This window comes from Alteribacter keqinensis (genome assembly GCF_003710255.1).
Lineage (GTDB): Bacteria > Bacillota > Bacilli > Bacillales > Salisediminibacteriaceae > Alteribacter > Alteribacter keqinensis.
This window is the reverse complement of record NZ_RHIB01000001.1, coordinates 1,367,098-1,392,768: the sequence shown is the minus strand read 5'-3', so window position 1 is coordinate 1,392,768 and position 25,671 is coordinate 1,367,098. Positions and strand designations below refer to the sequence as shown.

Annotated in this window: 26 protein-coding genes and 1 riboswitch; of the genes, 23 read left to right on the top strand and 3 right to left on the bottom strand. The window is 46.2% G+C overall.

Translation table 11 applies throughout. The features are described 5' to 3' along the window. Nucleotides 1–98: 98 nt before the first annotated feature. The 7 genes from EBO34_RS06830 to spoVM all read left to right on the top strand — a co-directional run bounded on the left by EBO34_RS06830 (nt 99) and on the right by spoVM (nt 6,084). The gene (locus EBO34_RS06830) at nt 99–857 is read left to right on the top strand and encodes a Stp1/IreP family PP2C-type Ser/Thr phosphatase (RefSeq protein WP_122898594.1); all 759 of its coding nucleotides are present in this window, start codon (nt 99–101) and stop codon (nt 855–857) included. Next, nucleotides 854–2,905 (top strand): Stk1 family PASTA domain-containing Ser/Thr kinase, encoded by a 2,052-nt coding sequence (gene pknB / locus EBO34_RS06825; protein WP_122897159.1) that lies wholly within the window; start codon nt 854–856, stop codon nt 2,903–2,905. Before EBO34_RS06830 ends, pknB begins: the two co-directional genes overlap by 4 nt. A gap of 24 nt (nt 2,906–2,929) precedes the next feature. Then, nucleotides 2,930–3,811, top strand: coding sequence for a ribosome small subunit-dependent GTPase A (gene rsgA / locus EBO34_RS06820; protein WP_122897158.1), 882 nt, complete (start codon nt 2,930–2,932; stop codon nt 3,809–3,811). Between the two features lie 5 nt (nt 3,812–3,816). Then, nucleotides 3,817–4,464: a ribulose-phosphate 3-epimerase gene (gene rpe / locus EBO34_RS06815; RefSeq protein WP_122897157.1), complete on the top strand. Its 648-nt coding sequence runs from the start codon at nt 3,817–3,819 to the stop codon at nt 4,462–4,464. A 30-nt stretch (nt 4,465–4,494) separates the two neighbouring features. Then, nucleotides 4,495–4,599: riboswitch (TPP riboswitch) on the top strand. 72 nt (nt 4,600–4,671) lie between these two features. Then, nucleotides 4,672–5,226 (top strand): energy-coupled thiamine transporter ThiT, encoded by a 555-nt coding sequence (gene thiT / locus EBO34_RS06810; protein WP_122897156.1) that lies wholly within the window; start codon nt 4,672–4,674, stop codon nt 5,224–5,226. A 15-nt stretch (nt 5,227–5,241) separates the two neighbouring features. Next, nucleotides 5,242–5,892 (top strand): thiamine diphosphokinase, encoded by a 651-nt coding sequence (locus EBO34_RS06805; protein ID WP_122897155.1) that lies wholly within the window; start codon nt 5,242–5,244, stop codon nt 5,890–5,892. A 111-nt stretch (nt 5,893–6,003) separates the two neighbouring features. Further along, complete coding sequence (gene spoVM, locus EBO34_RS06800; RefSeq protein ID WP_110517588.1) at nt 6,004–6,084, top strand: stage V sporulation protein SpoVM; 81 nt, start codon at nt 6,004–6,006, stop codon at nt 6,082–6,084. Between the two features lie 166 nt (nt 6,085–6,250). Here the strand turns inward: spoVM and rpmB are convergent, their stop codons facing one another. Further along, nucleotides 6,251–6,439: a 50S ribosomal protein L28 gene (gene rpmB, locus EBO34_RS06795; protein ID WP_122897154.1), complete on the bottom strand. Its 189-nt coding sequence runs from the start codon at nt 6,437–6,439 to the stop codon at nt 6,251–6,253. Between the two features lie 120 nt (nt 6,440–6,559). Next, complete coding sequence (locus EBO34_RS20595; protein WP_122897153.1) at nt 6,560–6,787, bottom strand: hypothetical protein; 228 nt, start codon at nt 6,785–6,787, stop codon at nt 6,560–6,562. A gap of 165 nt (nt 6,788–6,952) precedes the next feature. On the opposite strand from EBO34_RS20595, the gene EBO34_RS06785 reads away from it, so the two are divergent. The 12 genes from EBO34_RS06785 to rnc all read left to right on the top strand — a co-directional run bounded on the left by EBO34_RS06785 (nt 6,953) and on the right by rnc (nt 18,205). After that, complete coding sequence (locus EBO34_RS06785; protein WP_122897152.1) at nt 6,953–7,315, top strand: Asp23/Gls24 family envelope stress response protein; 363 nt, start codon at nt 6,953–6,955, stop codon at nt 7,313–7,315. Nucleotides 7,316–7,340: 25 nt separating this feature from the next. After that, a complete protein-coding gene (locus tag EBO34_RS06780; protein WP_122897151.1) occupies nt 7,341–9,032 on the top strand; it encodes a DAK2 domain-containing protein in 1,692 nt (563 codons plus the stop codon). Nucleotides 9,033–9,058: 26 nt separating this feature from the next. Next, entirely contained in the window at nt 9,059–9,916 is an 858-nt protein-coding gene (locus tag EBO34_RS06775) for a DegV family protein (RefSeq protein ID WP_122897150.1), read from the top strand. A gap of 180 nt (nt 9,917–10,096) precedes the next feature. Continuing rightward, nucleotides 10,097–10,759, top strand: a complete 663-nt coding sequence (gene sdaAB, locus EBO34_RS06770) for an L-serine ammonia-lyase, iron-sulfur-dependent subunit beta (protein ID WP_122897149.1) — start codon at nt 10,097–10,099, stop codon at nt 10,757–10,759. A 15-nt stretch (nt 10,760–10,774) separates the two neighbouring features. Further along, nucleotides 10,775–11,656: an L-serine ammonia-lyase, iron-sulfur-dependent, subunit alpha gene (sdaAA, locus tag EBO34_RS06765; protein ID WP_236784338.1), complete on the top strand. Its 882-nt coding sequence runs from the start codon at nt 10,775–10,777 to the stop codon at nt 11,654–11,656. Nucleotides 11,657–11,660: 4 nt separating this feature from the next. Next, nucleotides 11,661–13,700, top strand: coding sequence for an ATP-dependent DNA helicase RecG (gene recG / locus EBO34_RS06760; RefSeq protein WP_249414062.1), 2,040 nt, complete (start codon nt 11,661–11,663; stop codon nt 13,698–13,700). A gap of 81 nt (nt 13,701–13,781) precedes the next feature. Further along, nucleotides 13,782–14,354 (top strand): transcription factor FapR, encoded by a 573-nt coding sequence (fapR, locus tag EBO34_RS06755; RefSeq protein WP_122897147.1) that lies wholly within the window; start codon nt 13,782–13,784, stop codon nt 14,352–14,354. Nucleotides 14,355–14,358: 4 nt separating this feature from the next. Next, nucleotides 14,359–15,348 (top strand): phosphate acyltransferase PlsX, encoded by a 990-nt coding sequence (gene plsX / locus EBO34_RS06750; RefSeq protein WP_122897146.1) that lies wholly within the window; start codon nt 14,359–14,361, stop codon nt 15,346–15,348. Between the two features lie 11 nt (nt 15,349–15,359). Further along, complete coding sequence (gene fabD / locus EBO34_RS06745; protein ID WP_122897145.1) at nt 15,360–16,304, top strand: ACP S-malonyltransferase; 945 nt, start codon at nt 15,360–15,362, stop codon at nt 16,302–16,304. Further along, a complete protein-coding gene (gene fabG / locus EBO34_RS06740) occupies nt 16,305–17,048 on the top strand; it encodes a 3-oxoacyl-[acyl-carrier-protein] reductase (RefSeq protein WP_122897144.1) in 744 nt (247 codons plus the stop codon). Nucleotides 17,049–17,107: 59 nt separating this feature from the next. After that, the gene (gene acpP, locus EBO34_RS06735; protein ID WP_122897143.1) at nt 17,108–17,341 is read left to right on the top strand and encodes an acyl carrier protein; all 234 of its coding nucleotides are present in this window, start codon (nt 17,108–17,110) and stop codon (nt 17,339–17,341) included. Between the two features lie 93 nt (nt 17,342–17,434). Then, nucleotides 17,435–18,205, top strand: a complete 771-nt coding sequence (gene rnc / locus EBO34_RS06730; protein WP_122897142.1) for a ribonuclease III — start codon at nt 17,435–17,437, stop codon at nt 18,203–18,205. 605 nt (nt 18,206–18,810) lie between these two features. Here the strand turns inward: rnc and EBO34_RS06725 are convergent. Then, nucleotides 18,811–19,032 carry a DUF1128 domain-containing protein gene (locus EBO34_RS06725; RefSeq protein WP_122898592.1) on the bottom strand — a complete coding sequence of 74 codons (222 nt, stop codon included), beginning with the start codon at nt 19,030–19,032 and terminating at the stop codon, nt 18,811–18,813. A gap of 174 nt (nt 19,033–19,206) precedes the next feature. Here EBO34_RS06725 and smc point away from each other — a divergent pair, with 174 nt between their 5' ends. The 4 genes from smc (at nt 19,207) to ffh (ending at nt 25,581) form a co-directional block, all read left to right on the top strand. Continuing rightward, nucleotides 19,207–22,776 carry a chromosome segregation protein SMC gene (gene smc, locus EBO34_RS06720; RefSeq protein WP_122897141.1) on the top strand — a complete coding sequence of 1,190 codons (3,570 nt, stop codon included), beginning with the start codon at nt 19,207–19,209 and terminating at the stop codon, nt 22,774–22,776. A gap of 15 nt (nt 22,777–22,791) precedes the next feature. Beyond that, nucleotides 22,792–23,790 carry a signal recognition particle-docking protein FtsY gene (gene ftsY / locus EBO34_RS06715; protein WP_122897140.1) on the top strand — a complete coding sequence of 333 codons (999 nt, stop codon included), beginning with the start codon at nt 22,792–22,794 and terminating at the stop codon, nt 23,788–23,790. Nucleotides 23,791–23,881: 91 nt separating this feature from the next. After that, nucleotides 23,882–24,211 carry a putative DNA-binding protein gene (locus tag EBO34_RS06710; protein WP_122897139.1) on the top strand — a complete coding sequence of 110 codons (330 nt, stop codon included), beginning with the start codon at nt 23,882–23,884 and terminating at the stop codon, nt 24,209–24,211. Between the two features lie 11 nt (nt 24,212–24,222). After that, nucleotides 24,223–25,581, top strand: a complete 1,359-nt coding sequence (gene ffh / locus EBO34_RS06705) for a signal recognition particle protein (protein WP_122897138.1) — start codon at nt 24,223–24,225, stop codon at nt 25,579–25,581. The last annotated feature ends 90 nt before the right edge of the window (nt 25,582–25,671 follow it).

Below are 25,671 nucleotides of genomic sequence, written 5' to 3'. Positions count from 1 at the left end.
TAAAAGTCAGGGTTGTAACGACCGGCATGGTAATAAATAGAGAACGTGCAGGCGAGTGGGTTTATGGGATTGTTAAAGAAGAAAAGAGGGGATCAATGATGGAAGCTGTCTTTAAGACAGATGTAGGCCGGGTAAGGGCCCACAATGAAGACGATGGGGCCTTTGCTGTAAATGAAAAGGGGCAGATGCTTGTATTGGTTGCTGATGGGATGGGCGGACACCAGGCAGGTGATGTAGCCAGTCAGATGACGAAAGAGCTGCTCTTAAAAAAGTGGCTCGATGCAGCGGCATTTGAAAAGCCGGTTGATGCAGAAGCGTGGCTCGGCGAGAGTATCAGAGGGATAAACAAAGAGCTCTACGACCATTCGCAGAATCATTCAGACTGCCAGGGAATGGGCACGACCATTGTTGCCGCGGTCTGCACGGAGGAATTTGTCACAGTCGGCCATGTGGGGGATTCGAGGATTTATCTTAAAAACGGGGATTTATTCCGTCAGCTTACAGACGATCATTCACTCGTCGGTGAGCTTGTAAAATCCGGTCAGATTTCAGAAGAAGAAGCGATGTTCCATCCGAGAAGGAATGTTGTTCTTCGCGCTCTGGGAACAGAGACTGAAGTAAAGATCGATCTTGAAACGGTGGAATGGGACAACGGCAGTTCACTGCTTTTGTGTACTGACGGCTTAACTGATAAAGTTCAGAGCAATGAAATTGAACATCATATGAATGCAGGTTTATCCCTGCACGAAACTGCAGACGAATTAATCCGACTAGCCAACGAACGGGGCGGAGAGGATAATGTGACAATTGCGATTGTTCAGCTTGTTCCCCCTGCAGAGGGCGGGGCCCCATCATGATTGGAAAGCGTCTGAATGATCGTTACAAAATCCTGAAACTCATCGGTGGCGGCGGGATGGCTGACGTATACCTGGCCCACGATATTATTCTGGACCGTGATGTGGCTGTTAAAGTCCTCAAAGACCAGTTTTCACAGGACCATGACTTTATCCGCCGTTTCAGAAGAGAGGCAGAATCCGCCTCAAGCCTTGCCCACCCGAATGTTGTTAATATATATGACGTGGGTGAAGAGGATAGGCTCTACTATATTGTAATGGAGTATGTAGAAGGACCGACACTTAAACAATATATACAGGAGCAGGATGGGTTGAAGGTTGATATAGCGGTTTCCATCATGGCAAGCTTGTCATCGGCTATTGCCCACGCCCATGAAAATAGAATCATACACAGGGATATCAAACCTCATAATATTCTTATCGGTCCAGACGGGACACCTAAAATTACGGATTTTGGCATTGCAAGAGCGATAAGTGAAGCCACGATTACGCACACGAACTCCATATTGGGTTCGGTGCACTACCTGTCACCTGAACAGGCACGCGGCGGACATGTAACGTATAAATCCGATATTTATTCTCTTGGGATCGTGCTGTATGAAATGCTGGCAGGGGAAGTGCCGTTTAATGGTGATACTGCAGTATCAATTGCAATTAAGCACCTGCAGGCTCCCCTTCCATCGATCAGGGAAAACAAGCCCCACATTCCACAGAGTGTGGAAAATGCGATTATTAAGGCTACAGCAAAAGATCCTTTTTACCGTTATGCTACAGCACTGGACATGTCAGAAGATCTGAGTACGGTTTTGAGCCCGTCTAGAGTGAATGAGAGTAAATATCTGGTCGACCAGCTGAGTGACGGACATACGCAAGCAGTACCTGTTGTCTCTGAGGAAAAAGAAGAACCAGAAGAAGAAACGATGATTGCGGGGACGCCTCTTGTGAATGCCAAAGCATCGAATGATGCTGCCCCGCCTAAAAAGGCTGGATGGAAAAAGTGGCTGACAGCCTCAATTATTGTTCTGGCTCTCCTGTTCGGCTCCATTTATTTTGCTTTTACTTGGCTGCCTCAGTGGCTTCATGTTGATGAAGTCCTCATTCCGGATAACCTGGTCGGAATGGAATATGAGGAAGCTTCCCAGGAACTGACTGACCTTGCTCTTCGCGTCGAAATAGAAGAATTCAACGATGAAGAAGCACCTGAAGGAACGGTGATCAGTCATACTCCCCGTGAAGGGACAACGGTTAAAGTAGATACACTGGTGACATTAAGGGTGAGCCTGGGTGCAGAACAGGTCCCTATGGAAGATGTTACCGGAATGAGTCTGCAAGAAGCAGAAAATGCTCTTGCGGAATTTGATAGTATAGAAGTACAAACCCGGGTGGATGACAGCGTGGATGACGAAACCGTGCTTGAACAATCGCCAGATCCCCTCGATCCTGTAATCCCGGGGGAAACGACAGTGCGTCTGATTGTCAGTGAGCAGCCGGCAATGACGATGCGGAATCTGAGAGGCCTGACAAGGCAGGACGTGCTGGGCTATATTGCTGAAGAAAGTCTTCTGAGAGGAGACTTTGAAGAAGAATACAGCGATAATGTCCAAGAAGGAACGGTTATTTCACAGGAGCCGGACTGGGGAACGGAAGTGGATGAGATTACAACTGTTAGAGTTGTGTTTTCATTAGGGCCTGAGCCGGAGCCTGAAACGGAACCGGAAGCCGCTTCCGAGACCGAACTTGATTCTGCTGAAGAGGAAGAAGATTCCCTGCCTGCCGTTGCAAATGTGCCGTTTACGGTGAACGTACCTGAGGATAACAATGGTCAGGTTCACCATATCCGTATTGCAGTTGCCGACTCAACGACAGATGATCCTGTCGTTGTGGTGGATAAAGAAATTTCTGATTCTGAAGTGTTTGAAATTGCCATGACCCTTGAGGACGAAGACGATATCGGTTACATTTACCTTTATCAGGACGATGAAGAAAACGCAGAAAGTCCTTTCGAATTTACGTATGACTATGTAAAAAGTAAAGAAGAAAATAACGGATAACCGTTCACCATGAAGGAGGATTGCATGGCAGAAGGACGAATTGTAAAAGCGCTCAGTGGCTTTTATTATGTAGAAAATGAAGATGGCATCTTTCAGTGCCGGGGGCGGGGTAATTTCCGTAAAAGAAAAATCACGCCCCTTGTAGGAGACCGTGTGGCTTTCGAAGCAGCAAATAAGACGGATGGCTATGTGCTTGATGTTTATGAGCGGGAGAACCAGCTTGTACGTCCCCCTATCGCAAATGTTGAACAGGCTGTGCTTGTTTTTTCAACCCAGGAACCGGATTTCAGCCCTCTTCTACTGGACAAATTTCTTGTACATGTTGAAGCGAATGAAATTGAGCCTGTTATCTGCTTATCAAAGATTGATCTTTTGAATGAGCAAAAAGAAGAAGCGATGAATGAGGCGGAAGCCCTTTATCAGAGTCTTGGATACACCGTAATCAGTACATCGATCTTTGTTGATGAAACGATTAAAATGCTGAGACCCTACTTAAGTGGTCGTGTATCTGTATTTGCAGGCCAGTCAGGTGTGGGGAAGAGTTCTTTATTAAACGCGCTGAAGCCGGAACTCAACCTTGCAACCAACCAGATCTCAAAAAGTCTCGGCAGGGGAAAGCATACGACACGCCACGTGGAGCTGATCCCGGTGGATGGCGGTTATGTTGCTGACACACCAGGCTTTAGTTCCCTTGATTTTGAAGGGATGGATGTAGAAGGGCTGACGTATTGTTTCCCGGAGATGCGTAAGCGTATGAACGACTGTAAATTCAGGGGATGCACGCACATTAATGAACCAAAATGTGCGGTGAAAGAGGCAGTTGAAGCAGGTACCGTTGCAAAAGGCAGGTATAATCATTACCTTCAATTCGCAGAAGAAATAAAAAATCAAAAACGGAGGTACTAATCACCATGACTAAAATTGCACCATCGATATTATCTGCAGATTTTTCGAAACTTGGTGAAGAGATTAAAGATGTAGAAAGAGGAGGCGCCGACTACATCCACGTAGATGTGATGGACGGTCATTTTGTTCCGAACATTACGATCGGTCCTCTTATTGTAGACGCGATCCGCCCGGTGACAGACCTTCCCCTGGATGTTCACCTTATGATCGAAAATCCGGATCAGTATATTCCCCAGTTTGCCAAGGCAGGGGCGGATATTATTTCTGTCCACGCAGAAGCGTGCCCGCACCTTCACAGAACGGTTCAGCTGATAAAGAATCAGGGGGTAAAAGCAGGTGTCGTCATCAATCCTGCCACACCTGTTGAGGCGGTTCAGCATGTGATCGATGATGTGGACCTTATCCTTCTCATGACGGTAAATCCTGGCTTTGGCGGTCAGTCATTTATTAAAAGCGTGATTCCGAAAATCCGTCAGGTAAAGGAAATGTGTGACCGTGCAGGCCGGACGGATATGGATATTGAAATTGACGGAGGAGTCAACCCTGAAACGGCCCGACTTTGTGTAGATGCAGGAGCAAATGTGCTCGTGGCAGGTTCGGCGGTCTACAACCAGGAAGACCGCGCACAGGCCATTGAACAAATCCGTGGTTAAAGATATACTGGAAACAGAAAGATTACATGTTTAGCCCACGAGGGGAGTCTTCAGAAAGGCTGAGAGGAAGCTGGTCGCTTCGACCCTTTGAACCTGTAAGTTCACACTTGCGCAGGGATGTGGTCTGCTTTCCTTGCGATTCGAAGCAGCTGCATACCGTGCAGTTGCTTTTTTAAGTGTGTGGGTATAAATAAAAAGGAGAGAGAGATGAATAATCGTTCAAAAGTAACTGTAATGGCGGAAGTAGCATTGATGGGGGCAATCGGATTTCTGCTGGATTTCCTGAGCTTTGGTTTTGCCTGGCTTCAAGGAGGATCCATTTCACTGATGATGCTGCCTATATTTATTATGGCTTTTCGAAGAGGATTAAAAGCAGGACTTGCTACAGGACTTATCGTAGGTTTGCTTAACTTGTCATTCAACCCCTTCATCGTCCACCCCGCCCAGGCGATTCTTGATTATCCAGTAGCTTTTCTTGTGGCCGGCTTTGCAGGTCTGTTTGCGTTCTCTGAGGAGGCTGGTGCAGGAAAAAAAATGATGTTCATTGTGCTTGGGGTATTTTTTGGTTCGCTTCTCCGGTTTACTGCCCATTTTCTATCCGGAGTGATCTGGATCGATGTGTTTGCCCCTGATACAGCGAATGCGTATATATATTCATTTGTGTATAACATTACGTACCTCGCACCGTCATTTGTCATTTGTCTTCTGGTCATGCTGTTTCTGGTTAAGGCAAACAAAAAAATTGTTCATGCAAATGCATAACAAAAGGAGGTTCATATGGCAGCGATTGTGATTATGGCAGGAGGGCCCGCAGAACGAGTCCCTCCAGTTGACCTTCTCAGAAGAAAGCACCAGAATGCCGTGTGGATCGGCGTGGACAGGGGCGTATATACTCTGCTACAAAACGGTGTGACGCCCAAGGCAGCATTTGGGGATTTTGACTCGGTAACTGAAGAAGAAAGGCAATGGATAAAAGATAAGGCCTTCCCACTTGAAGTCTACCCGGAAGAAAAAGATGAAACCGATCTGGAGATTGCTCTGAACCGGGCGCTTCTTGAACAGCCGGATCACATTTATATTTACGGTGCTACGGGAGGACGCCTGGATCATCTGTTTGCCAACGTACAGCTCCTGTTTAAGGGTCTGAAAGAAAATGTGCCGGTTACCCTGATTGACCGTCAGAACCGTCTTGAGCTGAAAGGGCCGGGTACGTACGAATTGCAAAGGCGTGAGGAAACATATTTTTCGTTTATTCCCATATCCTCAAAAGTGGAAGCTCTCTCCATGACGGGGTTTAAGTATGAGCTTGACAGGCATACTCTGATACAGGGGACGACGCTCTGTGTAAGTAATGAAATTATAAAAGATACAGGAATGGTAACGTTTGAGGAAGGGTTTCTTTTGTTTATGGAGACGTGGGACGATTAAAAAGTGGTACTATTTTTTGTCTCGTGAATATACTTGTTAATAACGAAGCACGTTATTTTACTTCCATTTTACATTAGGAATAGGCGGGAGCTCACTCAAGGAGGGGGAAACATGAAGTTTTATACGATCAAATTGCCCAAGTTTTTAGGCGGTGTCATCCGGGCGATGCTGGGGACGTTCAAGAAGGGGTAAAACCCATCAGTTCAGAAAGGACGGAGGACAAGGGAGACCCCCCGTTTCCTCCTTTTTGAACCCGCACTTTCTCTAAACATATGACAAAAAACGGCGTCCCGAGGGCGCCGTTTTTTCGTGTTCATAAGCGTTTATCTGTTATGTTGAGTAGTGACCGCTGTCACTATTATACGCGCTGAACTTTACCTGATTTTAACGCTCGTGCTGATACATATACGCGCTTTGGCTTACCATTAACGAGGATACGTACTTTTTGAACGTTAGCACCCCAGCGGCGCTTTGTTGCGTTCAATGCGTGAGAACGTTTGTTACCGGAGCTAGGTCCGCGACCAGTTACTACACATTTTCGTGCCATGACTATTTCCCTCCTTCATTAAAAACGAACATTGCAAAAACAATCATCATAGGTTGCAATAAAATACTAAGTAATCTTAGCATAGCCCTTTTCATATTTCAAGAGGATATGATGTGTTTATCAAGGAAAAATTCTTGACACCTTTTTAAAGGCCGGATAATCGTTGCAGTAATCATAATCAAACAGCAGAAATTCTATGTTGCTGCAATAGTGGGGAGAGCCGGAGCGGCGCGGGGGAAGATTAAACAGGTTTCGGGAGTGTTTAAACAGGTTCAGCGTCTCATTAAACAGGTTTAAGTCCACAATAAACAGGTTTACCGCCTCTTTAATCAGGTTAGGTACTCGCATTTCTTTATTAAGTCATCCTCCGCAGCAATCCATGGACGAAAAACCTCTTTTTTCGATAATTTCCCTATTATAAAGCCAAATATCAAAGGTTTTCTTTTAAATTAAAGGAGATTATAGTAAAATGACGTTAGCCAAAGAAGGCAAAACCAAAAGGAGGCTTTTGGCATGACGATTGAAATGAAAACGAACTATGGAAAAATTGATGTATCGAAAGAAGTTGTTGCCGTGATCGCCGGAGGAGCAGCCATTGACTGTTATGGTATTGTAGGAATGGCTTCACAAAAACAGCTGAAAGACGGCATTACCGACCTTTTGGGTAAAGAGAACTTAAGCCGCGGTGTTGTCATTCGTGAAGAAAACGACGAAATTCAGATTGACATGTATATCATAGTCAGCTACGGTACTAAGATTTCTGAAGTCGCACACAACGTACAATCAAAAGTGAAGTATCAGCTTGAGCAGATGCTCGGACTGGTCGTTGACTCGGTTAACATTTTTGTACAAGGTGTACGAGTGACTAATCCATAGGGATATTGAGTAAGGAGGAACATCAGTGACTATCAAGAACATTGAAGGAAAAAAGTTTGCTCAAATGCTCCTCGAAGGAGCAGACAACCTTTCGAGCAACTCTAAGGCAATTGACGCATTAAACGTGTTTCCTGTTCCAGACGGGGATACAGGTACGAACATGAACCTGACGATTACGTCCGGTGTGAAAGAAGTAAGACAAATGAACGACGCTCACGCCGGTAAAGTAGCAGGAGCGTTTGCTAAAGGGCTGCTGATGGGAGCACGGGGCAACTCAGGGGTTATTTTATCCCAGCTGTTCAGAGGCTTCTCCAAGTCAGCAGAAGGGAAAGAAACCCTCACTGCCAAAGATTTGAGCAGTGCTTTTGATTACGGTGTGGAAATGGCTTACAAAGCAGTCATGAAACCTGTGGAAGGAACAATCCTTACTGTAGCCAAGGATGCGGCAAGAAGAGGTGTGGAGTTCGCCAAGGATTCCGATGACGTGATTGCGGTTATGGAAGAAGTACTTAAAGAGGCGAAAGAGTCACTTAAACGGACACCGGACCTTCTGCCTGTTTTAAAAGAAGTAGGCGTAGTCGATTCAGGAGGACAGGGTCTCGTAACCATTTATGAGGGCTTCCTGGCTGTTTTAAAGGGCGAAAAAGTCTCTACTACGGTACCGCAGACACCGTCCATGGACGAGCTGGTTAAGGTTGAACATCATCAGTCTGCCCAGAGTCATATGTCTACAGAAGACATTGAATTCGGCTATTGTACAGAAGTGATGGTTAAGTTTGAAACAGAAAAAACGAATGAAAACGCTTACGACGAAGATGCATTCCGAAACAAACTGAGTGAATACGGAGATTCCCTTCTTGTCGTTTCCGACGAAGACCTCTTGAAAATTCACATCCATGCAGAGTTTCCGGGCAACGTCATTTCAGAAGCACAGAAGTTCGGTGCTCTCACACACGTGAAAATCGAGAATATGCGTGAGCAGCATACAACGATTCTCGAAAATGAAATGAAGCAGGAGCTTGGAACGTCCGTACATAAAGAAGAGGCTGAGAAAGAAAAGCAGGAATATGCCATTATTACAGTTGCCATGGGTGAAGGTATTGCTTCTTTGTTTAAAGGACTCGGCGCTACCGGAGTCATACAGGGCGGCCAGACAATGAACCCGTCTACAGAGGACTTTGTAAAGGCGATTGAAGAGGCAAATGCCAAAAAGATCATCCTTCTGCCAAATAACTCAAACATCATTATGGCTGCTGAACAGGCGAACAGTGTGGTGGATGAAGAAGTTGTTGTGGTACCTTCAAAATCAGTACCGCAGGGCCTTGCATCCCTTCTTGCTTTTAACCCGACAACAGACCTTGAGGATAATAAAGAAACAATGACAGACGCCATGACTGATGTGAAAACCGGAGAAGTAACCTATGCTGTCCGTGATACAAGCCTGAACGGTGTTGAAATTAAAAAAGGCGACTTTATGGGAATTGAAGGGAAGAAGATCATTACGACCGGCCCCGAGGTCCAGGAAGTAGCCAAGGAACTTCTTGACACAATGGTTGACGAAGACAGTGAAATCATAACCATTATTCATGGTGAGGACCGCTCTGAAGAAGAAGCAGAAGCACTCGTGTCCTACCTTGAAGAGCGTTATGAAGATGTGGAAGTGGAAGTTCATAACGGAAACCAGCCGCTGTATTCCTACATCATCAGTGTTGAGTAAGTAATTTTACGAGGGGGGTTGCACAAGTGAGTATCGTTAAAGTTGTCACAGATTCAACTGCAGATATACCTAAGGAACTTGTTGAAGAGCTGGATATAACTGTCGTGCCGCTTAAAGTTCATTTTGGTGAGGATATGTATGAGGACGGAGTAGATCTGACCCCGGAACAGTTTTATGATAAGCTTCACCAGAATAACCTGATGCCGAGTACGTCACAACCAACCCCGCACCAGTTTGAAGAAGTATACAAAAAACTGGCCCAGGAAACAAATGGAGCTCATATTCTTTCCATACACCTCAGCTCCAGGCTGAGCGGGACATATCAGTCGGCCCATATCGCTTCGCAGGAACTTGAAGGCGACATCGATATTACCGTTGTAGATTCAAAAAAAGCGTCCTATGCCATCGGAATTATGGTTACGGAAATCGCACGCCTTGCTAAGGAAGGTGCTGACAAGCGAACGTGTGAGCAGCGTCTTACGGAGCTTCTGAGTGATACTTCTGTCTTTTTTATGGTCGATACCCTTGAGTATCTTGAAAAGAACGGACGTATCGGTAAAGCATCTGCGGTACTCGGTTCTCTCCTTAAAATAAAGCCGATCCTTTCTTTAAACGACGAAGGGGAAGTGTATCCTTTCGAAAAAGCAAGAGGAAACAAAAAGGCCCTTGCCAGGATTTATAAGGAAATTGAAACCAGATACGGATCAAGCTCTGTTCATGTTGGTATCTCTCATGCACAGGCAGAGGACGAAGCGAACATCATTATCGAGGAGATTGAAAAGCGCATGACTACAGCCTCATCGGTAATCACATCAATCGGACCTGTTATCGGGGCTCACGTCGGTCCCGGCACCCTCTCCATCAGCGTAACCAAAGCAGAATAACCCTTATGGATAACATTGCTTAAAAGGGTCAGACCTGTACTAAAAAACCTTCTCTTCACGAGGAGGTTTTTTATATGGGAAATTACCAGAAACCAATGATAGCCCTTTCACCTTTGATTTGTTACGATAGGAGAGGAGTTATCTATCTCAGCGCGCTTGTTAACAGAGGAGGTTAGACACATGAAATTTCGCAGTGTCTTTGATATTATCGGTCCGGTTATGGTCGGGCCATCGAGTTCACATACTGCCGGAGCTGCAAGGATCGGACTGGTGGCAAGGCATCTTTTTCAGACAGAACCGGAGTGGGCGGATATCCACCTTTACGGTTCTTTTGCCAAAACGTATCAGGGTCACGGTACCGATGTGGCGCTTGTGGGAGGACTGCTCGGATTCGATACGTACGATTCCAGAATTCCCGACTCATTAAAATTGGCCGAAAAGAAAAACATAAAAGTAAGGTTTATTGAAGAACCTGATGAACACGATCACCCAAACACAGTTAAGATCCGTCTTGGTAAAGGACAGGATACGATGGAGCTTGTAGGGATCTCAATTGGCGGCGGAAAAGTTGAAGTCAAGGAATTAAACGGCTTTAAGCTTCGCCTCAGCGGTAATCATCCGGCGATTCTCGTTGTTCATAACGACCGGTACGGGGCGATTGCATCCGTTTCAGCCGTGCTTGCCAAAAACGAAATCAACATCGGTCATATGGAAGTATCCCGAAAGGATAAAGGAAAAGAAGCACTGATGGTGATTGAAGTAGACCAAAATGTAAGTGACGAGCTTCTTACTGAAGTCGGAGCACTTGCTTCTGTTGATAAAGTAACGAAAATCCATGACTAGAGAGGAGTGACTACGATGTTTCAAAACGTCGAACAGCTGATCAAGCTGACAGAAGAACGTAATATCTCCATTTCCGAAGCCATGATTTTGCAGGAAATGGAGATTCACAGCCGGTCACGAGAAGAAATTATCGAACAGATGGACCGGAACCTGACTGTCATGGAACAGGCAGTTAAAAGAGGGATTGAAGAAGAAGTCAAAAGCGTATCCGGCCTCACTGGCGGTGCCGGTAAAAAGCTTTATGAATATATGCAGAATAACGACACCCTTGCAGGAAACCTTCTCCTTGATGCCGTGGCTAAAGCGATGGCCACAAATGAGGTCAATGCTGCTATGGGAACCATTTGTGCTACGCCGACCGCAGGTTCTGCCGGTGTTGTACCAGGGGCGTTGTTTTCTGTAAAGAACAAGCTGAATCCGAGCCGCGAAGAAATGATCCGCTTTTTATTTACGAGCGGTGCGTTCGGATTCGTAGTTGCCAATAATGCATCTATCTCCGGAGCTGCCGGAGGGTGCCAGGCCGAAGTAGGTTCTGCTACCGGTATGGCTGCAGCTGCAGTTGTGGAAATGGCTGGAGGAACACCGAAGCAGTCCGCAGAGGCAATGGCAATCGCTCTTAAGAATATGCTCGGTCTTGTTTGTGACCCGGTTGCAGGGCTTGTTGAAGTCCCTTGTGTAAAGCGTAATGCCTTCGGGGCATCCAATGCGATTGTAGCTGCAGACATGGCACTGGCAGGGATTGAGAGCAGAATACCGGCTGATGAAGTGATTGATGCCATGTACAAAATCGGTCAGACAATGCCTTCTGCTTTACGAGAAACTGCAGAAGGGGGGCTTGCGGCGACGCCGACCGGAAGACGACTGCAGCAGGAAATCTTCGGTTCGTCTCCGCGCTGATCCCATGAGTCTGTACCTTCCCGTAACAGAAATTAAAGGTGTAGGAGAGCACTCCCAAGAGCAGCTCTCCTCTCTTGGTATACATACAGTCAAAGACCTGCTGGAATATTATCCTTTCCGGCATGAGGATTATGCCGTACGCCCTCTTGCAGAAGTCCAGCACGAGGAGCGGGTGACCATCCGCGGACAGGTACAAAGTGAACCTGCTGTCCGCTTTTACGGTAAGAAAAAATCCAGATTAACCGTTCGCGTCCTCGTGGACGGTCTTCTTATTCAAGCAATCTTCTTTAACCAGCATTATTTAAAAAATAAATTTGTGATAGGACACGAAGTTGTCATAACAGGTAAGTGGGACCAGCACCGGGCCAGTCTTTCCCCGGCAGTGATGACGACGAAAAAACAAACGAATGAAGAAGGTCTCGAGCCGGTTTATTCCCTGAAGGGGGATATGAAAATGGCTTCTCTCCGTAAATTTATTCATGAAGCCATGACGAGTTATGGTGATCTCATTGAAGAGAAACTTCCGGAGCAGCTCGTAAATACCTACCGCCTCATGGATCGCGAGGAAGCGATCCGTCACCTTCATTTTCCCAAGTCGCAGGATTCGTTGAGCCAGGCGAAGCGGAGGATGACATATGAAGAACTGCTTCTTTTTCAGCTGAAAATGCAGACGTACAGAAAGCAGGAGCGGGAGCAGCAAAAAGGTGACAAAAAGCATCTGCCCGTTAAAAATGTTGAGGCGTTTGTTCAAAGGCTGCCATTCCCGCTGACAGGGGCACAGAACCGGGTGAAACAGGAAATCCTCAATGATCTTAAGTCGGAATTCAGGATGAACAGACTTCTGCAGGGGGATGTTGGATCGGGTAAAACCGTTATTGCCGCTATTGCTTTATATGCTGTCGTAAGAGCAGGCTATCAGGGAGCCCTTATGGTTCCAACTGAAATTCTTGCCGAGCAGCATATGGCATCACTGTCAGAGCTTTTAAAACCGGAAGGCATTACCGTCCGGCTTTTATCAGGGAGTGCGAAAGCAAAAGAGCGGAGAGAAGTGATTGAAGGCTTAAAAACAGGAGAAGTAAATATTCTTGTAGGAACCCATGCCCTTATACAGGAAGGGGTGGACTTTAAAGACCTCGGCCTTGTTATTACAGACGAACAGCACCGTTTTGGAGTTAACCAGCGAAGAGTATTAAGAGAAAAAGGGCTTCACCCCGATGTCCTGTTTATGACTGCCACACCAATACCAAGGACTCTTGCCATATCGGCGTTTGGAGATATGGATGTATCGGTCATTGATGAAATGCCAAAAGGCAGGAAGCCCATTGAAACATACTGGGCAAAGCCGTCTATGTTTGACCGTGTTCTTTCATTTATGGAAAAGGAAATTCATAAAGGAAGGCAGGCGTATGTGATCTGCCCTCTAATCGAGGAGTCTGAAAAGCTGGATGTCCAAAACGCCATCGATGTGCATGCCATGCTCGGTTCCGGGCTGTCGGACTGGAAGGTTGGGCTGATGCACGGCAGGTTGTCTCAGGAGGAAAAAGAAGATGCCATGAATGCTTTTTCCAGAAACGAAACGCAGGTTCTGGTGTCCACAACGGTCGTGGAGGTTGGTGTAAATGTTCCGAATGCCACTGTTATGGTTATTTATGATGCGGAACGTTTCGGTCTTTCCCAGCTTCACCAGCTCAGAGGCCGTGTCGGGCGAGGCAGTGAACAATCTTATTGTATCCTTCTTGCCGACCCTAAATCAGATAACGGGAAAGAAAGAATGAAAATCATGACAGAAACAAATGACGGATTTGAGCTTTCCGAAAAAGATCTGGAGCTGAGAGGTCCAGGAGACTTCTTTGGTCATAAACAAAGCGGTCTTCCGGAATTTAAAGTAGCAGACCTGGTACATGATTACCGTGTTCTTGAAGTGGCAAGGCAGGACGCCGCAAAACTGGTGAATTCTGAAGCCTTCTGGCATTCAAAAGACTATGTTCAGCTCAGAACCTGGCTCCTTGAAGAAGGGGTTCTTGATCTTGACCGTCTGGACTGATCACGACTTTTCCTTGAAAAGTAAGATGTGCAATTATATACTACTATTAGTACCTAGTCATAGAAGTGTGGAAGTGATGGAATGAAACTCTCAAAAAAGCAGCGCCAGCCGAAGCTGAAGCAGCAGATCGAAGAAAATCCGTTTACAACTGATGAAGCACTCGCAGAGGCTTTTGGGGTGAGTGTTCAGACGGTCCGGCTGGACCGTCTTGAAATGAATATCCCGGAAGTACGTGAGAGAATTAAAGATGTGGCCAAACAACAGTACGATACTGTCAAAGCCCTCCAGCTCGAAGAAGTAATCGGGGAAGTTGTCGACCTGGAGCTTGATAAACATGCCATTTCCATATTGGATATTAGAGAAGAACATGTTTTTTCCCGCACACGGATTGCCCGCGGGCATCATCTTTTTGCCCAGGCCAATTCACTGGCAACAGCTATTATCGATGATGAACTTGCCCTTACTGTCACTGCCGATGTCTCCTTTAAACGTCAGGTGAAAAGCGGAGAACGGGTCGTTGCCAAAGCCTCAGTAACATTAATTAATCTAGACAGAACGACCGTTATGGTAAACAGTTTTGTAGACCGGGAAGTGGTCTTCACAGGGGAGTTCACAATGTTCAGACAAGAACATGCAGAGGAGAAAGAAGGGTGAAAAAATGAAACTTGCAATTGATGCCATGGGAGGCGATCATGCCCCGAAGGCTGTCATACAAGGCGTTGAAAAAGCCTTGCTCGAATATAAAGACTTGGAAGTCATTCTCTACGGAGATGAAAAAGAAATTAATAAAACCCTGAAAGAAAACAATAGAGTTACCGTACATCACACAGATGAAGTGATCTCAAGCGACGACTCACCGGTGCGTGCTGTAAGAAGAAAAAAGAATTCTTCCATGGTCCGTGCGGTACAGGCTGTTAAGGACAAAGAGGCAGATGCCTGTATTTCTGCAGGTAATACCGGGGCATACATGACGGCAGGACTTCTTGTTGTCGGCCGTATTAAAGGAATTGAAAGACCCGCGTTATCCCCGATGCTCCCAACCCTTGGAGGAGAAGGATTCCTCCTCCTTGATGTTGGGGCGAATATGGACGCAAAACCAGCCCACCTTGCTCAGTACGCAACGATGGGAAGTATTTACATGCAGAAGGTAAGAGGGATTGAGGAACCGCGTATCGGCCTTTTAAACGTAGGCAGCGAAGCAGGAAAAGGCAATGACCTTACAAAGCAGGTATATGCCCAGCTGCAGGCACTTCCGGTTAATTTTATCGGAAACGTAGAAGCCCGGGATCTGCTGAGCGGAGCTGCAGATGTTGTAATCTGTGACGGATTCTCAGGCAACCTCGTATTAAAATCGATCGAGGGTACTGCCATGTCTATGTTTGCCCTGTTAAAAGCAGAGCTTACTTCCTCGCTTAAAAATAAGCTTGCTGCAGGTGTGTTAAAGCCGTCGTTTAAGCAGATCAAACAGAAGCTGGATTACTCTGAATATGGTGGAGCCGGATTATTCGGATTGAGAGCACCGGTTATTAAAGCCCACGGTTCTTCTGATGCCCAGGGCATTTTCAGTGCCATCCGCCAGGCACGTACGATGCATGATGAAAATGTAGTCGCATTAATTACAAAAGAAATTAAATCAAATGAAGAATAGGAGAGTTGCAGATGATAAAAACAGCACTCCTTTTTCCGGGCCAGGGATCACAGACCATCGGCATGGGAAAAGAACTTGCAGCAAAGTATGAAGTCGCAGACCGTATATTTAATGAAGCAGACGACGCCCTCGGCTTTTCTTTAAAGGAACTCGTATTTAATGGCACAGAAGAAGAATTAAAGCGTACGGAAAATACCCAGCCCGCCCTCCTGACAACCAGTACAGCAATCTGGGAAGTGCTAAAGGAGAAGGGTGTCACAGCTGACTTTGCAGCAGGACACAGTCTTGGGGAATACTCGGCACTTGTTGCCGCAGAAGCCCTCCCTTTTTCAGAAGCGGTGAAAGCCGTACGCCGTCGGGGACAACTTATGGAAGAAGCCGTCCCAAGCGGACAGGGGTCCATGGCTGCCGTACTCGGCATGGAGCGTGAGGAAGTTGACCGTATCACAGCAGAAGTATCTGAAACCGCAGGTGCTGTTCAGCCGGCTAACTACAACTGTCCGGGTCAGATCGTAATCTCAGGCTCCACGGAAGGGGTTGCAAAAGCGTCTGAAGCCCTTAAAGAGGCAGGAGCAAAGAGGGTTCTCCCACTTAATGTAAGCGGCCCCTTTCATTCAAGCCTGATGCAGCCGGCAGCAGAGAAGATGAAGGAAACCCTTGAGAATCTCCGCATTGGCGATCCTGTGATGAACGTGATTGCCAACGTCACGGCAGAATCAGTAAAAAGCAAAAATGAGGTCTCGCGGCTTCTTTACGAACAGATCTATTCTCCTGTTCTCTGGGAAGACACAGTTCGCAAGCTCGTTGACGAAGGTGTAGATACCTTTATTGAAGCAGGTCCCGGCAAAGTACTCAGCGGACTTGTGAAAAAGGTAAACCGCCGGGCGAAAGTGCTTCCCGTTTATGACGAAGAAACACTGGAAAAAGCAGTCGCAGCTCTGAAGGAGGGAAAGTAAATGTTATTTGAAGGACAATCAGCCCTTGTAACGGGGGCATCCCGTGGGATCGGCCGTGAAATTGCGATTCACCTAGCGAAAAACGGAGCCAACGTGGCCATTAACTACGCAGGCAGCGAAGAGCGTGCTCTTAATACAGCCCGTGAGTGCGAATCCTATGGAGTAAAGGCCATTACCGTTCAGGCAAATGTTGCGGACGGAAAAGATGTACAGGATATGATTAAAGTCGTTCTGGCAGAATTCGGATCTCTTGAAATTCTTGTGAACAACGCCGGTATTACAAAAGACGGTCTTGTGATGCGCATGAAAGAAGAGGATTTTGATGCTGTTATTGATATTAACCTGAAAGGTGTGTTTAACTGCTCAAAAGCGGTAACGCGCCATATGATGAAGCAGCGCTACGGCCGTATCATTAACATCAGTTCGGTCGTCGGTGTATTAGGAAATGCCGGACAGGCAAACTACGTAGCAAGTAAAGCAGGTGTAATCGGCCTTACCAAGTCCCTTGCCCGTGAGCTTGCAAACCGGAATATTCATGTAAATGCTGTGGCTCCCGGCTTTATTGAAACAGATATGACAGATGCTTTAAGCGAAGATGTGAAAGAAGCGATGCTTGGCCAGATTCCGCTCGGAAAACTCGGTTCCGCATCAGATGTAGCCCAGGTCGTTACATTCCTTGCAAGTGATGCAGCCCGCTACATGACAGGCCAGACGCTTCATGTTGACGGCGGCATGGTGATGTAAATCCATACTAGTCTTTTTAACAAAGTTATCCTATAATGACTTGAGGGGAGGTGAAAGACATGGCAGCTACAATTGACCGAATCGCCAAAATCGTTTCTGAGCGTCTTGGAGTAGACGAATCAGAAGTGAAGCCTGAGGCTACGTTTAAAGAAGACTTAGGTGCAGACTCCTTGGATGTAGTGGAACTCGTTATGGAACTTGAAGACGAATTCGACTTGGAAATTTCCGATGAAGACGCTGAAAAAATCGCTACTGTTGGTGATGTGATCACTTACATAGACAATCAGCAATAGTAAATAAAAGCCTGAGTCTGCCCCGTGCTCTTTATTGAGCCGGCGGACTCGGGCTTTCGTAAATGAATAGGGAAAAGATAGATGGGGGTACTCATGCAACAGTCGCGAAAAGTCCGCAGAAAAGGGTTAAGACGACAACAAAAGAAAATACAGATAACCAAAGAACAAAAAGAAGACTACAAGCAATTCCTGCACTCACTAGGGTTTGAGTTTGAAAATGAGGATTTGTTTATACAGGCTTTTACGCACTCATCTTATGTAAATGAACATCGTATTCGTCCCCACGACGACAATGAACGTCTCGAATTTTTAGGCGATGCGGTTTTGGAATTGGCCATCTCTCAGTTTTTATTTAAAACTTTTGACTCCATGAGCGAAGGTGAGATGACCAAACTCAGAGCTGCCATCGTATGTGAGCCTTCATTAGCCAAGTTTGCAGGCGAACTCGACTTCGGAGAGCATGTTTTGCTTGGTAAAGGAGAAGAGATGACTGGCGGGCGTACACGTCCTGCCCTTCTGGCAGATGTGTTTGAATCGTTTATCGGGGCCCTATACCTCGACCAGGGTCTTGATGCTGTGTACCGCTTTCTGGAAGAGAATGTCTATCCAAAAGTTAAACAAGGTGCATTCTCCCATATGATGGACTTTAAGAGTCAGCTTCAGGAATACATTCAGCGGGAAGGTCACGGACAGGTTCAGTACAGGATCGTTCAGGAGAAGGGACCGGCCCACTGCCGGGAATTTGTAAGCGAAGTGTGGCTCGAGGAAGAAAACCTCGGCAACGGCACAGGACGTTCGAAAAAAGAGGCAGAGCAACACGCAGCACAAAAGGCGCTGGAAAAGCTGGCAAAGGAAGAAAAATAAAAAATCCCGGCAGTAAGTTAAATGCATCACTTACTGCCGGGATTTTTTGTTTTAGTTAAAACGCATTTCCGAGATAAACAATGCTCCAGGAGGACGCTTTCCGCGGGACCGCCTCAGCCTCCCCGGGGAGTTGCCTTCTGCTTCTTCCTCTACTAGCTAGCGTAGTCTTCGATGTATATGCGTCGAAGCAACTCGCAGCTAATTCATGCTGTTATGCTCGTAGCTGTTGCTGTTCCCGCCAGAGTCGCCGCCTTACGCTTTTTTAAAAATAAGTATTTTCCCTTAAACTGTATTAAAGAGTTGGATTACTGCCATTCGTTAGAAAGGAATGGCTAAGCGCCTTTTTCACCGATGTGTTAAAGTTCATTGTTTTTAAAAAGGCGTTGATTGGAGCGCAATGAGGGGAAATCAACACCTGATTTGAAAAGAGTTTATAAAAATATAAAATTTTGTGGATTATCCATTTCCGCGAGGAGGCTCACCGCCACTCCCGCGGAAATGGAAAGGTACGCAGGCTTCATCATTAAATTTCCAATGTAGAAGAGTTAATGTAAAAAATTCTGATCAGTAATAATCTTTTTGAACAACAGTTTAATCCAAAATGGTTACTTCCTCATCTGCCCCAATTCACTTACAATCCCATCCATCTCATTCACACTGAAATTGTCCTTACTCATCACATAAGCATGGATGTCTTTCAGGTCGTCATATTTATTCAAGTCAAAAGCCTCCGCTTTAATGGCCCCTGCGTTTACAATTTGAAGCTTCTGTTTAATTTCATCGAGCATAATGTTAATATTTTCCTCTGTTTTCTGGTCTAAATTCATCCGTGTCACCCTTTCAAAATTCACATTAACTTCTCTCCCATTTTAACATGGTTCCCATATTTGAAAAGCCTTTCTCCCAAGCCCGTTCCAAAATCAAATTTAATTATGGTAAAATAGACGAGTTAAGACGAAAAACCCCTCGTCGATGCAATAAGTTAAATGAGGTGGATGGCATTGTTCCTAAAACGTCTCGATCTGGTCGGCTTTAAATCGTTTGCCGACCGACTGTCGATCGACTTTGTTTCCGGGGTGACCGCTGTAGTCGGTCCGAACGGAAGTGGTAAAAGTAATATATCAGACGGTATTCGCTGGGTACTCGGCGAACAGTCAGCAAAAAATCTCCGGGGCGGAAAAATGGAAGACATTATCTTCTCCGGTACGGATTTAAGAAAGCCCCTTAACATGGCAGAAATCACGCTTACGTTAAATAACGAAGAGCAGCATTTGGCTATTGATTACAGTGAAGTAAGTGTAACGCGCCGGGTGTACCGGTCAGGTGAAAGTGAATATTTGATCAACAAACAGCCGTGCAGGCTCCGTGATATCGTAGACCTGTTTATGGATTCAGGACTCGGCAGAGAATCCTTCTCTATTATCGGCCAGGGGAAAATTGAAGAAATCCTGAGCAGTAAACCTGAAGAACGCCGTAAAATCTTTGAAGAAGCTGCAGGGGTACTCAAATATAAAACGCGAAAGCTGAAATCAGAAAAGAAACTTGCAGATACGCAGGACAACTTAAACCGTGTAGAGGATATTCTCTACGAACTTCACGGTCAGGTTGAACCACTTCGTGAGCAGGCATCAGTTGCGAAAGAATATTTAGAGAAAAAAGCAGAGCTTGAAAAGTTTGAAATAGGCCTTTTTGTAAAGGAAATTGAACATCTCCACGAAAAATGGACTGCGGAAAAAGAAAAACTCGTTTCTTTTCGTGAAAAAGAAGAGAACCTTACCCGTGCTGTGAAAGAAAAAGAGGATGCGGTAGAAGCATTCAGAAGCGACATCCAGGACATTGAGGACTCCATTCAGAAGCTTCAGGACGTTCTTTTGAACACGAGTGAAGAACTCGAAAAGCAGGAAGGACAGAAGCAGGTCTGGAAAGAGCGGAAAAAAAACTTCGCAAAAAACCGGGAACAGTTTCAAGAAGAGCTGGAAAAGCTTAAGGAACAAAAAGAGAAGCTCGCCCGTGAATGTGACGTTCAGTCCGAAAAGGCAGAAGCAGCCAAGAAGCAGCTGAAGAGAACAGAAAAGGAACGAAAAAAACAAGAGGCACTGTACGAAAAGCTTTCGGAGGATACAGAAGAAAAAATTGAGAGCCTTAAAGGTGAGTACATAGAGTATCTAAATGAAGCAGCTTCTCTGAAGAACGAAAAGCGGTATCTCACCGAACAGCTCGAAAAACAGTCCTTTAAAGAAGAACGCCTTGAACAGGAAAACAAGGACCTTCTTGTAAAACGGGAGCATTACACGCGTGATAAAGAGAAGCAGGATGAATACTATGCCCGGATAAAAGAAGAGATCGATCAGTCTGTCACCTTGTTCCGTAACCTTCAGGCAAAGCTTGAACATGAGGAGCAGGAATACCGGAAGAAAGAAACTCTTCTCTATGAGGCTTACCGTCATGCAGAGCAGCTCCGCTCGAAAAAAGAGTTTATGGAAGACATGCAGAGTGACTACTCGGGCTTCTTCCAGGGTGTAAAAGAAATCCTGAAAGAGCGGGACCGGAAGTCTTCGGGTATTGAGGGAGCAGTCGCAGAGCTTATCGATGTAAAAAAAGAGCATGAAACCGCTCTTGATATTGCCCTGGGTGCAGCCCAGCAGCACGTAGTTGTACAAAATGAAGCCACAGGCCGCAAAGCAATTGGTTTCTTAAAGCAACGCGGCCTGGGAAGGGCAACTTTTCTTCCTATGGATGTTATGAAGCCCCGGACACTTCCATCCGGAGACCTGACGGCGGTTTCCAATCACCCTGCTTTTGCAGGAGTGGCTAAAGATCTTGTTTCCTTTGACGAACGCTATGAAAATGTCATCGGGCAGCTTCTTGGCAATGTGATTGTCGCACAGGACCTGAAAGGGGCCAATGAAATCGCAAGGCTCGTCCGTTACCGTTTCAGAATTGTCACTCTTGAAGGGGATGTGATTAATCCCGGTGGCGGAATGACCGGCGGAAGCATGGTTAAAAAGAAAAGCCAGCTCCTTGGAAGGCAGCAGGAACTGGAAAGGATGACGGCTAAGCTTACCCGACTCGAGCAGGATGTTCAAAAAGCCGAGGCGGATGTAAAGAATCGTAAAGCAAGGCTGTCAGCCCTCCAGCAGGAAGCAGACCTTGCAAGAAAAAGAGGCGAAGCAACAAGAGATCAGGAGCAGGATGAAAAAGGGAAGTCCAAAGAGCTGGAACTGGCGATCAACAGTTTAAATGACCGCCTTCAAATATATGATCAGGAAAAAGAAGAGTTTGAGCGGGAACGAAAAGAAAAGGAATCCCGCCTGAAAGAACTCGATGAGGCAATTACGGCCGCAGTAGAAAAGACCGAAGAATTAAATAAAGAGATTCAAAGAGTATCCAAGAAACAGGCGGAACAGGCTGTATCAAAAGAAAGCCTTTCAAAAGAACTCACAAACCTGAGGATCATGGAAACGAAAGAGCAGGAACAGCTTCACTATCTTGAGCAGTCATTAACTTCACTTACCGAGTCCTTCAACGATGTAAAAAAAGATCTTTCCTACCGGACAGAGGAGTATGACCAGCTCAGGCGGGAAATTGATTCGCAGGCGGATGACGGGGAAACACTTGAAGAAATCATCGCCAAACGAAAGCAGGAAAAAGAGCAGACGATCAGGCTGATATCCAAACGGAAATCCGACCGGTTAGGCCTGCAGCAGGATCACGATGATACAGAAGTGGTTCTAAGGGAATATAAGCGTCAGCTGAAACAAATGTCAGATGCTGTTCATGAAACAGAAGTGCTCGTAAACCGCACAGACGTGGAACTGGACAATCGTCTGGCTAAGCTGGAAGGTGAATATGAACTCACGTTTGAAGCAGCAAAGGCAAAAGACAACTCCACACTGTCGATTGAAGAAACCCGGACAAAAGTTAAGCTCATTAAACTTGCCATCGAAGAGCTCGGAAGTGTAAATGTCGGAGCGATCGAGGAGTATGACAGAGTTAAAGAACGGCACGATTTTCTGAAGGAACAAAAAGAGGATCTGGAGCATGGTAAAGCCACTCTTCTTCAGGTAATAGAAGAAATGGACAGTGAAATGATCCGCAGGTTTAAAGAAACGTTTTACCAGATTCAGGAGCATTTCAGAGATGTTTTTGTCCAGCTGTTCGGCGGAGGAAGGGCAGATCTTGTCCTGACAAACCCCGACGATCTTCTTGCCACCGGAGTTGATATTGTTGCCCAGCCCCCTGGGAAGAAGCTTCAAAACCTCGGCCTTCTGTCAGGAGGGGAAAGGGCACTTACCGCGATCGCTCTGTTGTTTGGTATTTTAAAAACAAGACCGGTTCCGTTCTGTGTTCTTGATGAGGTGGAAGCCGCTCTCGATGACGCCAATGTGGCCCGTTTTGCCCAATACCTTAAGGAATTCAGCAGGGACACCCAGTTTATTGTCGTTACCCACCGTAAAGGAACGATGGAAGAAGCAGATGTGCTGTACGGGGTTACGATGCAGGAGTCGGGAGTTTCAAATCTGGTAAGTGTCAGACTGGAAGAAACGGAAGCCTTAGTCGGCTCCGACTAGGATGGAGGATAAGAAATGAGCTTTTTTAAAAAATTAAAAGAAAAAATTACAACACAGACAGACAGTGTAACGAATAAGTTTAAGGACGGCCTTACGAAAACGAGAGATTCCTTTGTCGGTCAGATGAATGAACTCGTGAAAAACTACCGGACTGTGGATGAAGAGTTCTTTGAAGAACTCGAAGACATCCTCATTTCAGCTGATGTGGGGGTCCATACCGTAATGGACCTAATCGATGAGCTCAAAGACGAAGCTAGACGCCGGAACATTAAAGATGCAAAAGACATTCAGCCGGTCATTTCCGAAAAGCTTGCAGAAATGCTTCAGAAGTCCGAGAATGAAACAAAGCTGAATATGCAGGATACAATGACAGTTATCCTTTTCGTCGGAGTAAACGGTGTCGGGAAAACGACTACAATCGGAAAGCTTGCACACCGTTTTAAACAGGAAGGGAAAAATGTCGTTATGGCAGCCGGGGATACCTTCCGTGCAGGGGCTATTGAACAGCTCGAAGTCTGGGGAGAGCGGGTCGGCGTTGATGTGATTAAACAGCAGGCCGGCAGTGACCCGGCGGCGGTTATGTTTGACGCGATCCAGGCAGCAAAGTCACGTAAGGCGGACGTCCTTCTCTGTGATACAGCCGGCCGCCTTCAAAACAAAGTGAACCTGATGAACGAACTAGAGAAGGTAAAGCGGGTCATCTCAAGAGAGATTTCTGATGCCCCTCATGAAGTTCTCCTCGTCCTCGATGCCACGACGGGGCAAAACGCCATGAGCCAGGCTAAAACGTTTTCAAAGTCAACTGACGTATCGGGGATTGTACTTACGAAACTCGACGGAACTGCAAAGGGAGGGATCGTTCTCGCCATCCGCAATGAGCTTGATATCCCAGTTAAATTTGTCGGTCTGGGAGAAGGAATGGAAGATCTTCAGGAGTTTGAAGCCGATCAGTATGTTCACGGTCTTTTTGCCGATGTGCTGGAGCAGGCTGAAGAGCTTGCAGAAGAGGATTAAAGAGGCGTCAAGATTTTTTCTTGACATGCCTTCTTCCGCCTTGTAAGATATAGTATGTAAAGGATATTCACTTAACAAGGCGGTGCGTCCTGTGATTGAAAAAACAATCCGAATTAATTACCTGTACGATTTTTATCAGTCCCTGTTAACTGACAAACAGAACAATTACATGAGAATGTATTATCTGGATGACTGGTCCCTCGGGGAAATATCGGAACACTTTGAAGTGAGCCGGCAGGCAGTGTATGATAATATACGACGCACAGAGGCTTTGTTGGAAGAATACGAAGAGAAACTCTCGCTATTTACGCGGTACCAAAAGCGTAATGAAGCATTAAAAGAGCTTCGCACGCTTATTGAAGCAAAGAGAGATAAAGAAGAGATCCTTCGTGTCCTCCACACCCTGGACAAACTTGAATAGGGGGAAACCGAATGGCTTTTGAAGGTTTAGCGGAGCGGCTCCAAGGAACTTTAAATAAAATCCGCGGTAAAGGGAAAGTATCTGAACAAGACGTTAAAGAAATGATGCGTGAGGTCAGGCTTGCCCTTTTGGAAGCGGATGTTAACTTTAAAGTTGTAAAGGATTTTATCGCTCGTGTAAAAGAACGGGCAGTCGGGGCAGATGTATTTGAAAGCCTCACACCCGGACAGCAGGTTATTAAAATTGTTAATGAAGAGCTGACTGCACTTATGGGCGGCGAACAGAGCAAGATCGCCGTTGCCCCGAAGTCACCTACCGTTGTTATGATGGTCGGACTTCAAGGTGCAGGTAAGACAACGACAACAGGAAAGCTCGCAAACCATCTGCGGAAAAAGCACAACCGCAATCCGTTAATGGTTGCAGCAGATATTTACCGTCCGGCAGCTATTAAGCAGCTGGAAACGTTGGGGAAACAGCTTAATATGCCTGTCTTCTCCATGGGAGATCAGGTAAGCCCTGTTGAAATTGCCAGGGAAGCTCTTGCGAAAGCAAAAGAAGAGCACAATGATTATGTTCTCATTGATACAGCCGGCCGTCTTCACGTTGATGAAGATCTGATGGGTGAGCTTGATGAGATAAAAGAACTGGCCAAGCCCGACGAGATTCTCCTCGTTGTGGATGCTATGACTGGTCAGGATGCAGTAAACGTAGCTGAAAGCTTTAATGAACGGCTCGGTATTACCGGGGTGGTTCTTACAAAGCTTGATGGTGATACACGAGGCGGGGCGGCACTCAGCGTTAAAGCTGTTACGGATACGCCGATTAAGTTTGCCGGTATGGGAGAGAAGGTCGACCAGCTCGAACCGTTTCACCCGGACCGTATGGCATCCCGTATTCTCGGTATGGGAGACGTTCTTACCCTGATTGAGAAGGCTCAGACGAACGTAGATGAAGCCCGGGCCAAAGAGCTCGAGCGTAAAATGCGCACCAATGAGCTTACATTCGATGACTTCCTTGAGCAATTGGGACAGGTCCGTAACATGGGACCTCTCGATGAACTGCTTAACATGATGCCCGGCGCTGGCAAGATGAAGGGCTTAAAAAATGTGCAGGTCGATGATAAACAGATCGGTCAGATAGAAGCGATTGTCCGTTCCATGACCAAAGCAGAAAAAGAAGACCCGTCGATTCTGAATGCAAGTCGCAGACGCCGGATTGCAAAAGGGAGCGGTACATCCATTCAGGATGTCAACCGGCTTATCAAGCAGTTCGGTGAGATGAAGAAGATGATGAAGCAGATGTCAGGAATGCAGCAGAAGGGCAAGAAGAAAAAAGGCGGCTTAGGCAACATGAAATTCCCCTTTATGTAAGCTGAAACTCCTTTTTTATAAGGGTTCACAGATTTTTTTACCTGTGTTAAGGTTTTTTCCTTTACGGGGGTTGTGAACTCGCACAAACTA

Excerpts from the sequence above, each read along its gene's own strand:
- thiT (WP_122897156.1), top strand. The coding sequence starts at position 4,672 with ATGAATAATCGTTCAAAAGTAACTGTAATGGCGGAAGTAGCATTGATG.
- EBO34_RS06785 (WP_122897152.1), top strand. The coding sequence starts at position 6,953 with ATGACGATTGAAATGAAAACGAACTATGGAAAAATTGATGTATCGAAA.
- recG (WP_249414062.1), top strand. The coding sequence starts at position 11,661 with ATGAGTCTGTACCTTCCCGTAACAGAAATTAAAGGTGTAGGAGAGCAC.
- rpe (WP_122897157.1), top strand. The coding sequence starts at position 3,817 with ATGACTAAAATTGCACCATCGATATTATCTGCAGATTTTTCGAAACTT.
- fapR (WP_122897147.1), top strand. The coding sequence starts at position 13,782 with ATGAAACTCTCAAAAAAGCAGCGCCAGCCGAAGCTGAAGCAGCAGATC.
- sdaAA (WP_236784338.1), top strand. The coding sequence starts at position 10,775 with ATGTTTCAAAACGTCGAACAGCTGATCAAGCTGACAGAAGAACGTAAT.
- ftsY (WP_122897140.1), top strand. The coding sequence starts at position 22,792 with ATGAGCTTTTTTAAAAAATTAAAAGAAAAAATTACAACACAGACAGAC.
- acpP (WP_122897143.1), top strand. The coding sequence starts at position 17,108 with ATGGCAGCTACAATTGACCGAATCGCCAAAATCGTTTCTGAGCGTCTT.
- rpmB (WP_122897154.1), bottom strand. The coding sequence starts at position 6,439 with ATGGCACGAAAATGTGTAGTAACTGGTCGCGGACCTAGCTCCGGTAAC.
- pknB (WP_122897159.1), top strand. The coding sequence starts at position 854 with ATGATTGGAAAGCGTCTGAATGATCGTTACAAAATCCTGAAACTCATC.
- EBO34_RS20595 (WP_122897153.1), bottom strand. The coding sequence starts at position 6,787 with ATGCGAGTACCTAACCTGATTAAAGAGGCGGTAAACCTGTTTATTGTG.
- rsgA (WP_122897158.1), top strand. The coding sequence starts at position 2,930 with ATGGCAGAAGGACGAATTGTAAAAGCGCTCAGTGGCTTTTATTATGTA.
- spoVM (WP_110517588.1), top strand. The coding sequence starts at position 6,004 with ATGAAGTTTTATACGATCAAATTGCCCAAGTTTTTAGGCGGTGTCATC.
- fabG (WP_122897144.1), top strand. The coding sequence starts at position 16,305 with ATGTTATTTGAAGGACAATCAGCCCTTGTAACGGGGGCATCCCGTGGG.
- EBO34_RS06830 (WP_122898594.1), top strand. The coding sequence starts at position 99 with ATGGAAGCTGTCTTTAAGACAGATGTAGGCCGGGTAAGGGCCCACAAT.
- ffh (WP_122897138.1), top strand. The coding sequence starts at position 24,223 with ATGGCTTTTGAAGGTTTAGCGGAGCGGCTCCAAGGAACTTTAAATAAA.
- plsX (WP_122897146.1), top strand. The coding sequence starts at position 14,359 with ATGAAACTTGCAATTGATGCCATGGGAGGCGATCATGCCCCGAAGGCT.
- sdaAB (WP_122897149.1), top strand. The coding sequence starts at position 10,097 with ATGAAATTTCGCAGTGTCTTTGATATTATCGGTCCGGTTATGGTCGGG.
- rnc (WP_122897142.1), top strand. The coding sequence starts at position 17,435 with ATGCAACAGTCGCGAAAAGTCCGCAGAAAAGGGTTAAGACGACAACAA.
- EBO34_RS06805 (WP_122897155.1), top strand. The coding sequence starts at position 5,242 with ATGGCAGCGATTGTGATTATGGCAGGAGGGCCCGCAGAACGAGTCCCT.
- EBO34_RS06725 (WP_122898592.1), bottom strand. The coding sequence starts at position 19,032 with ATGAATTTAGACCAGAAAACAGAGGAAAATATTAACATTATGCTCGAT.
- fabD (WP_122897145.1), top strand. The coding sequence starts at position 15,360 with ATGATAAAAACAGCACTCCTTTTTCCGGGCCAGGGATCACAGACCATC.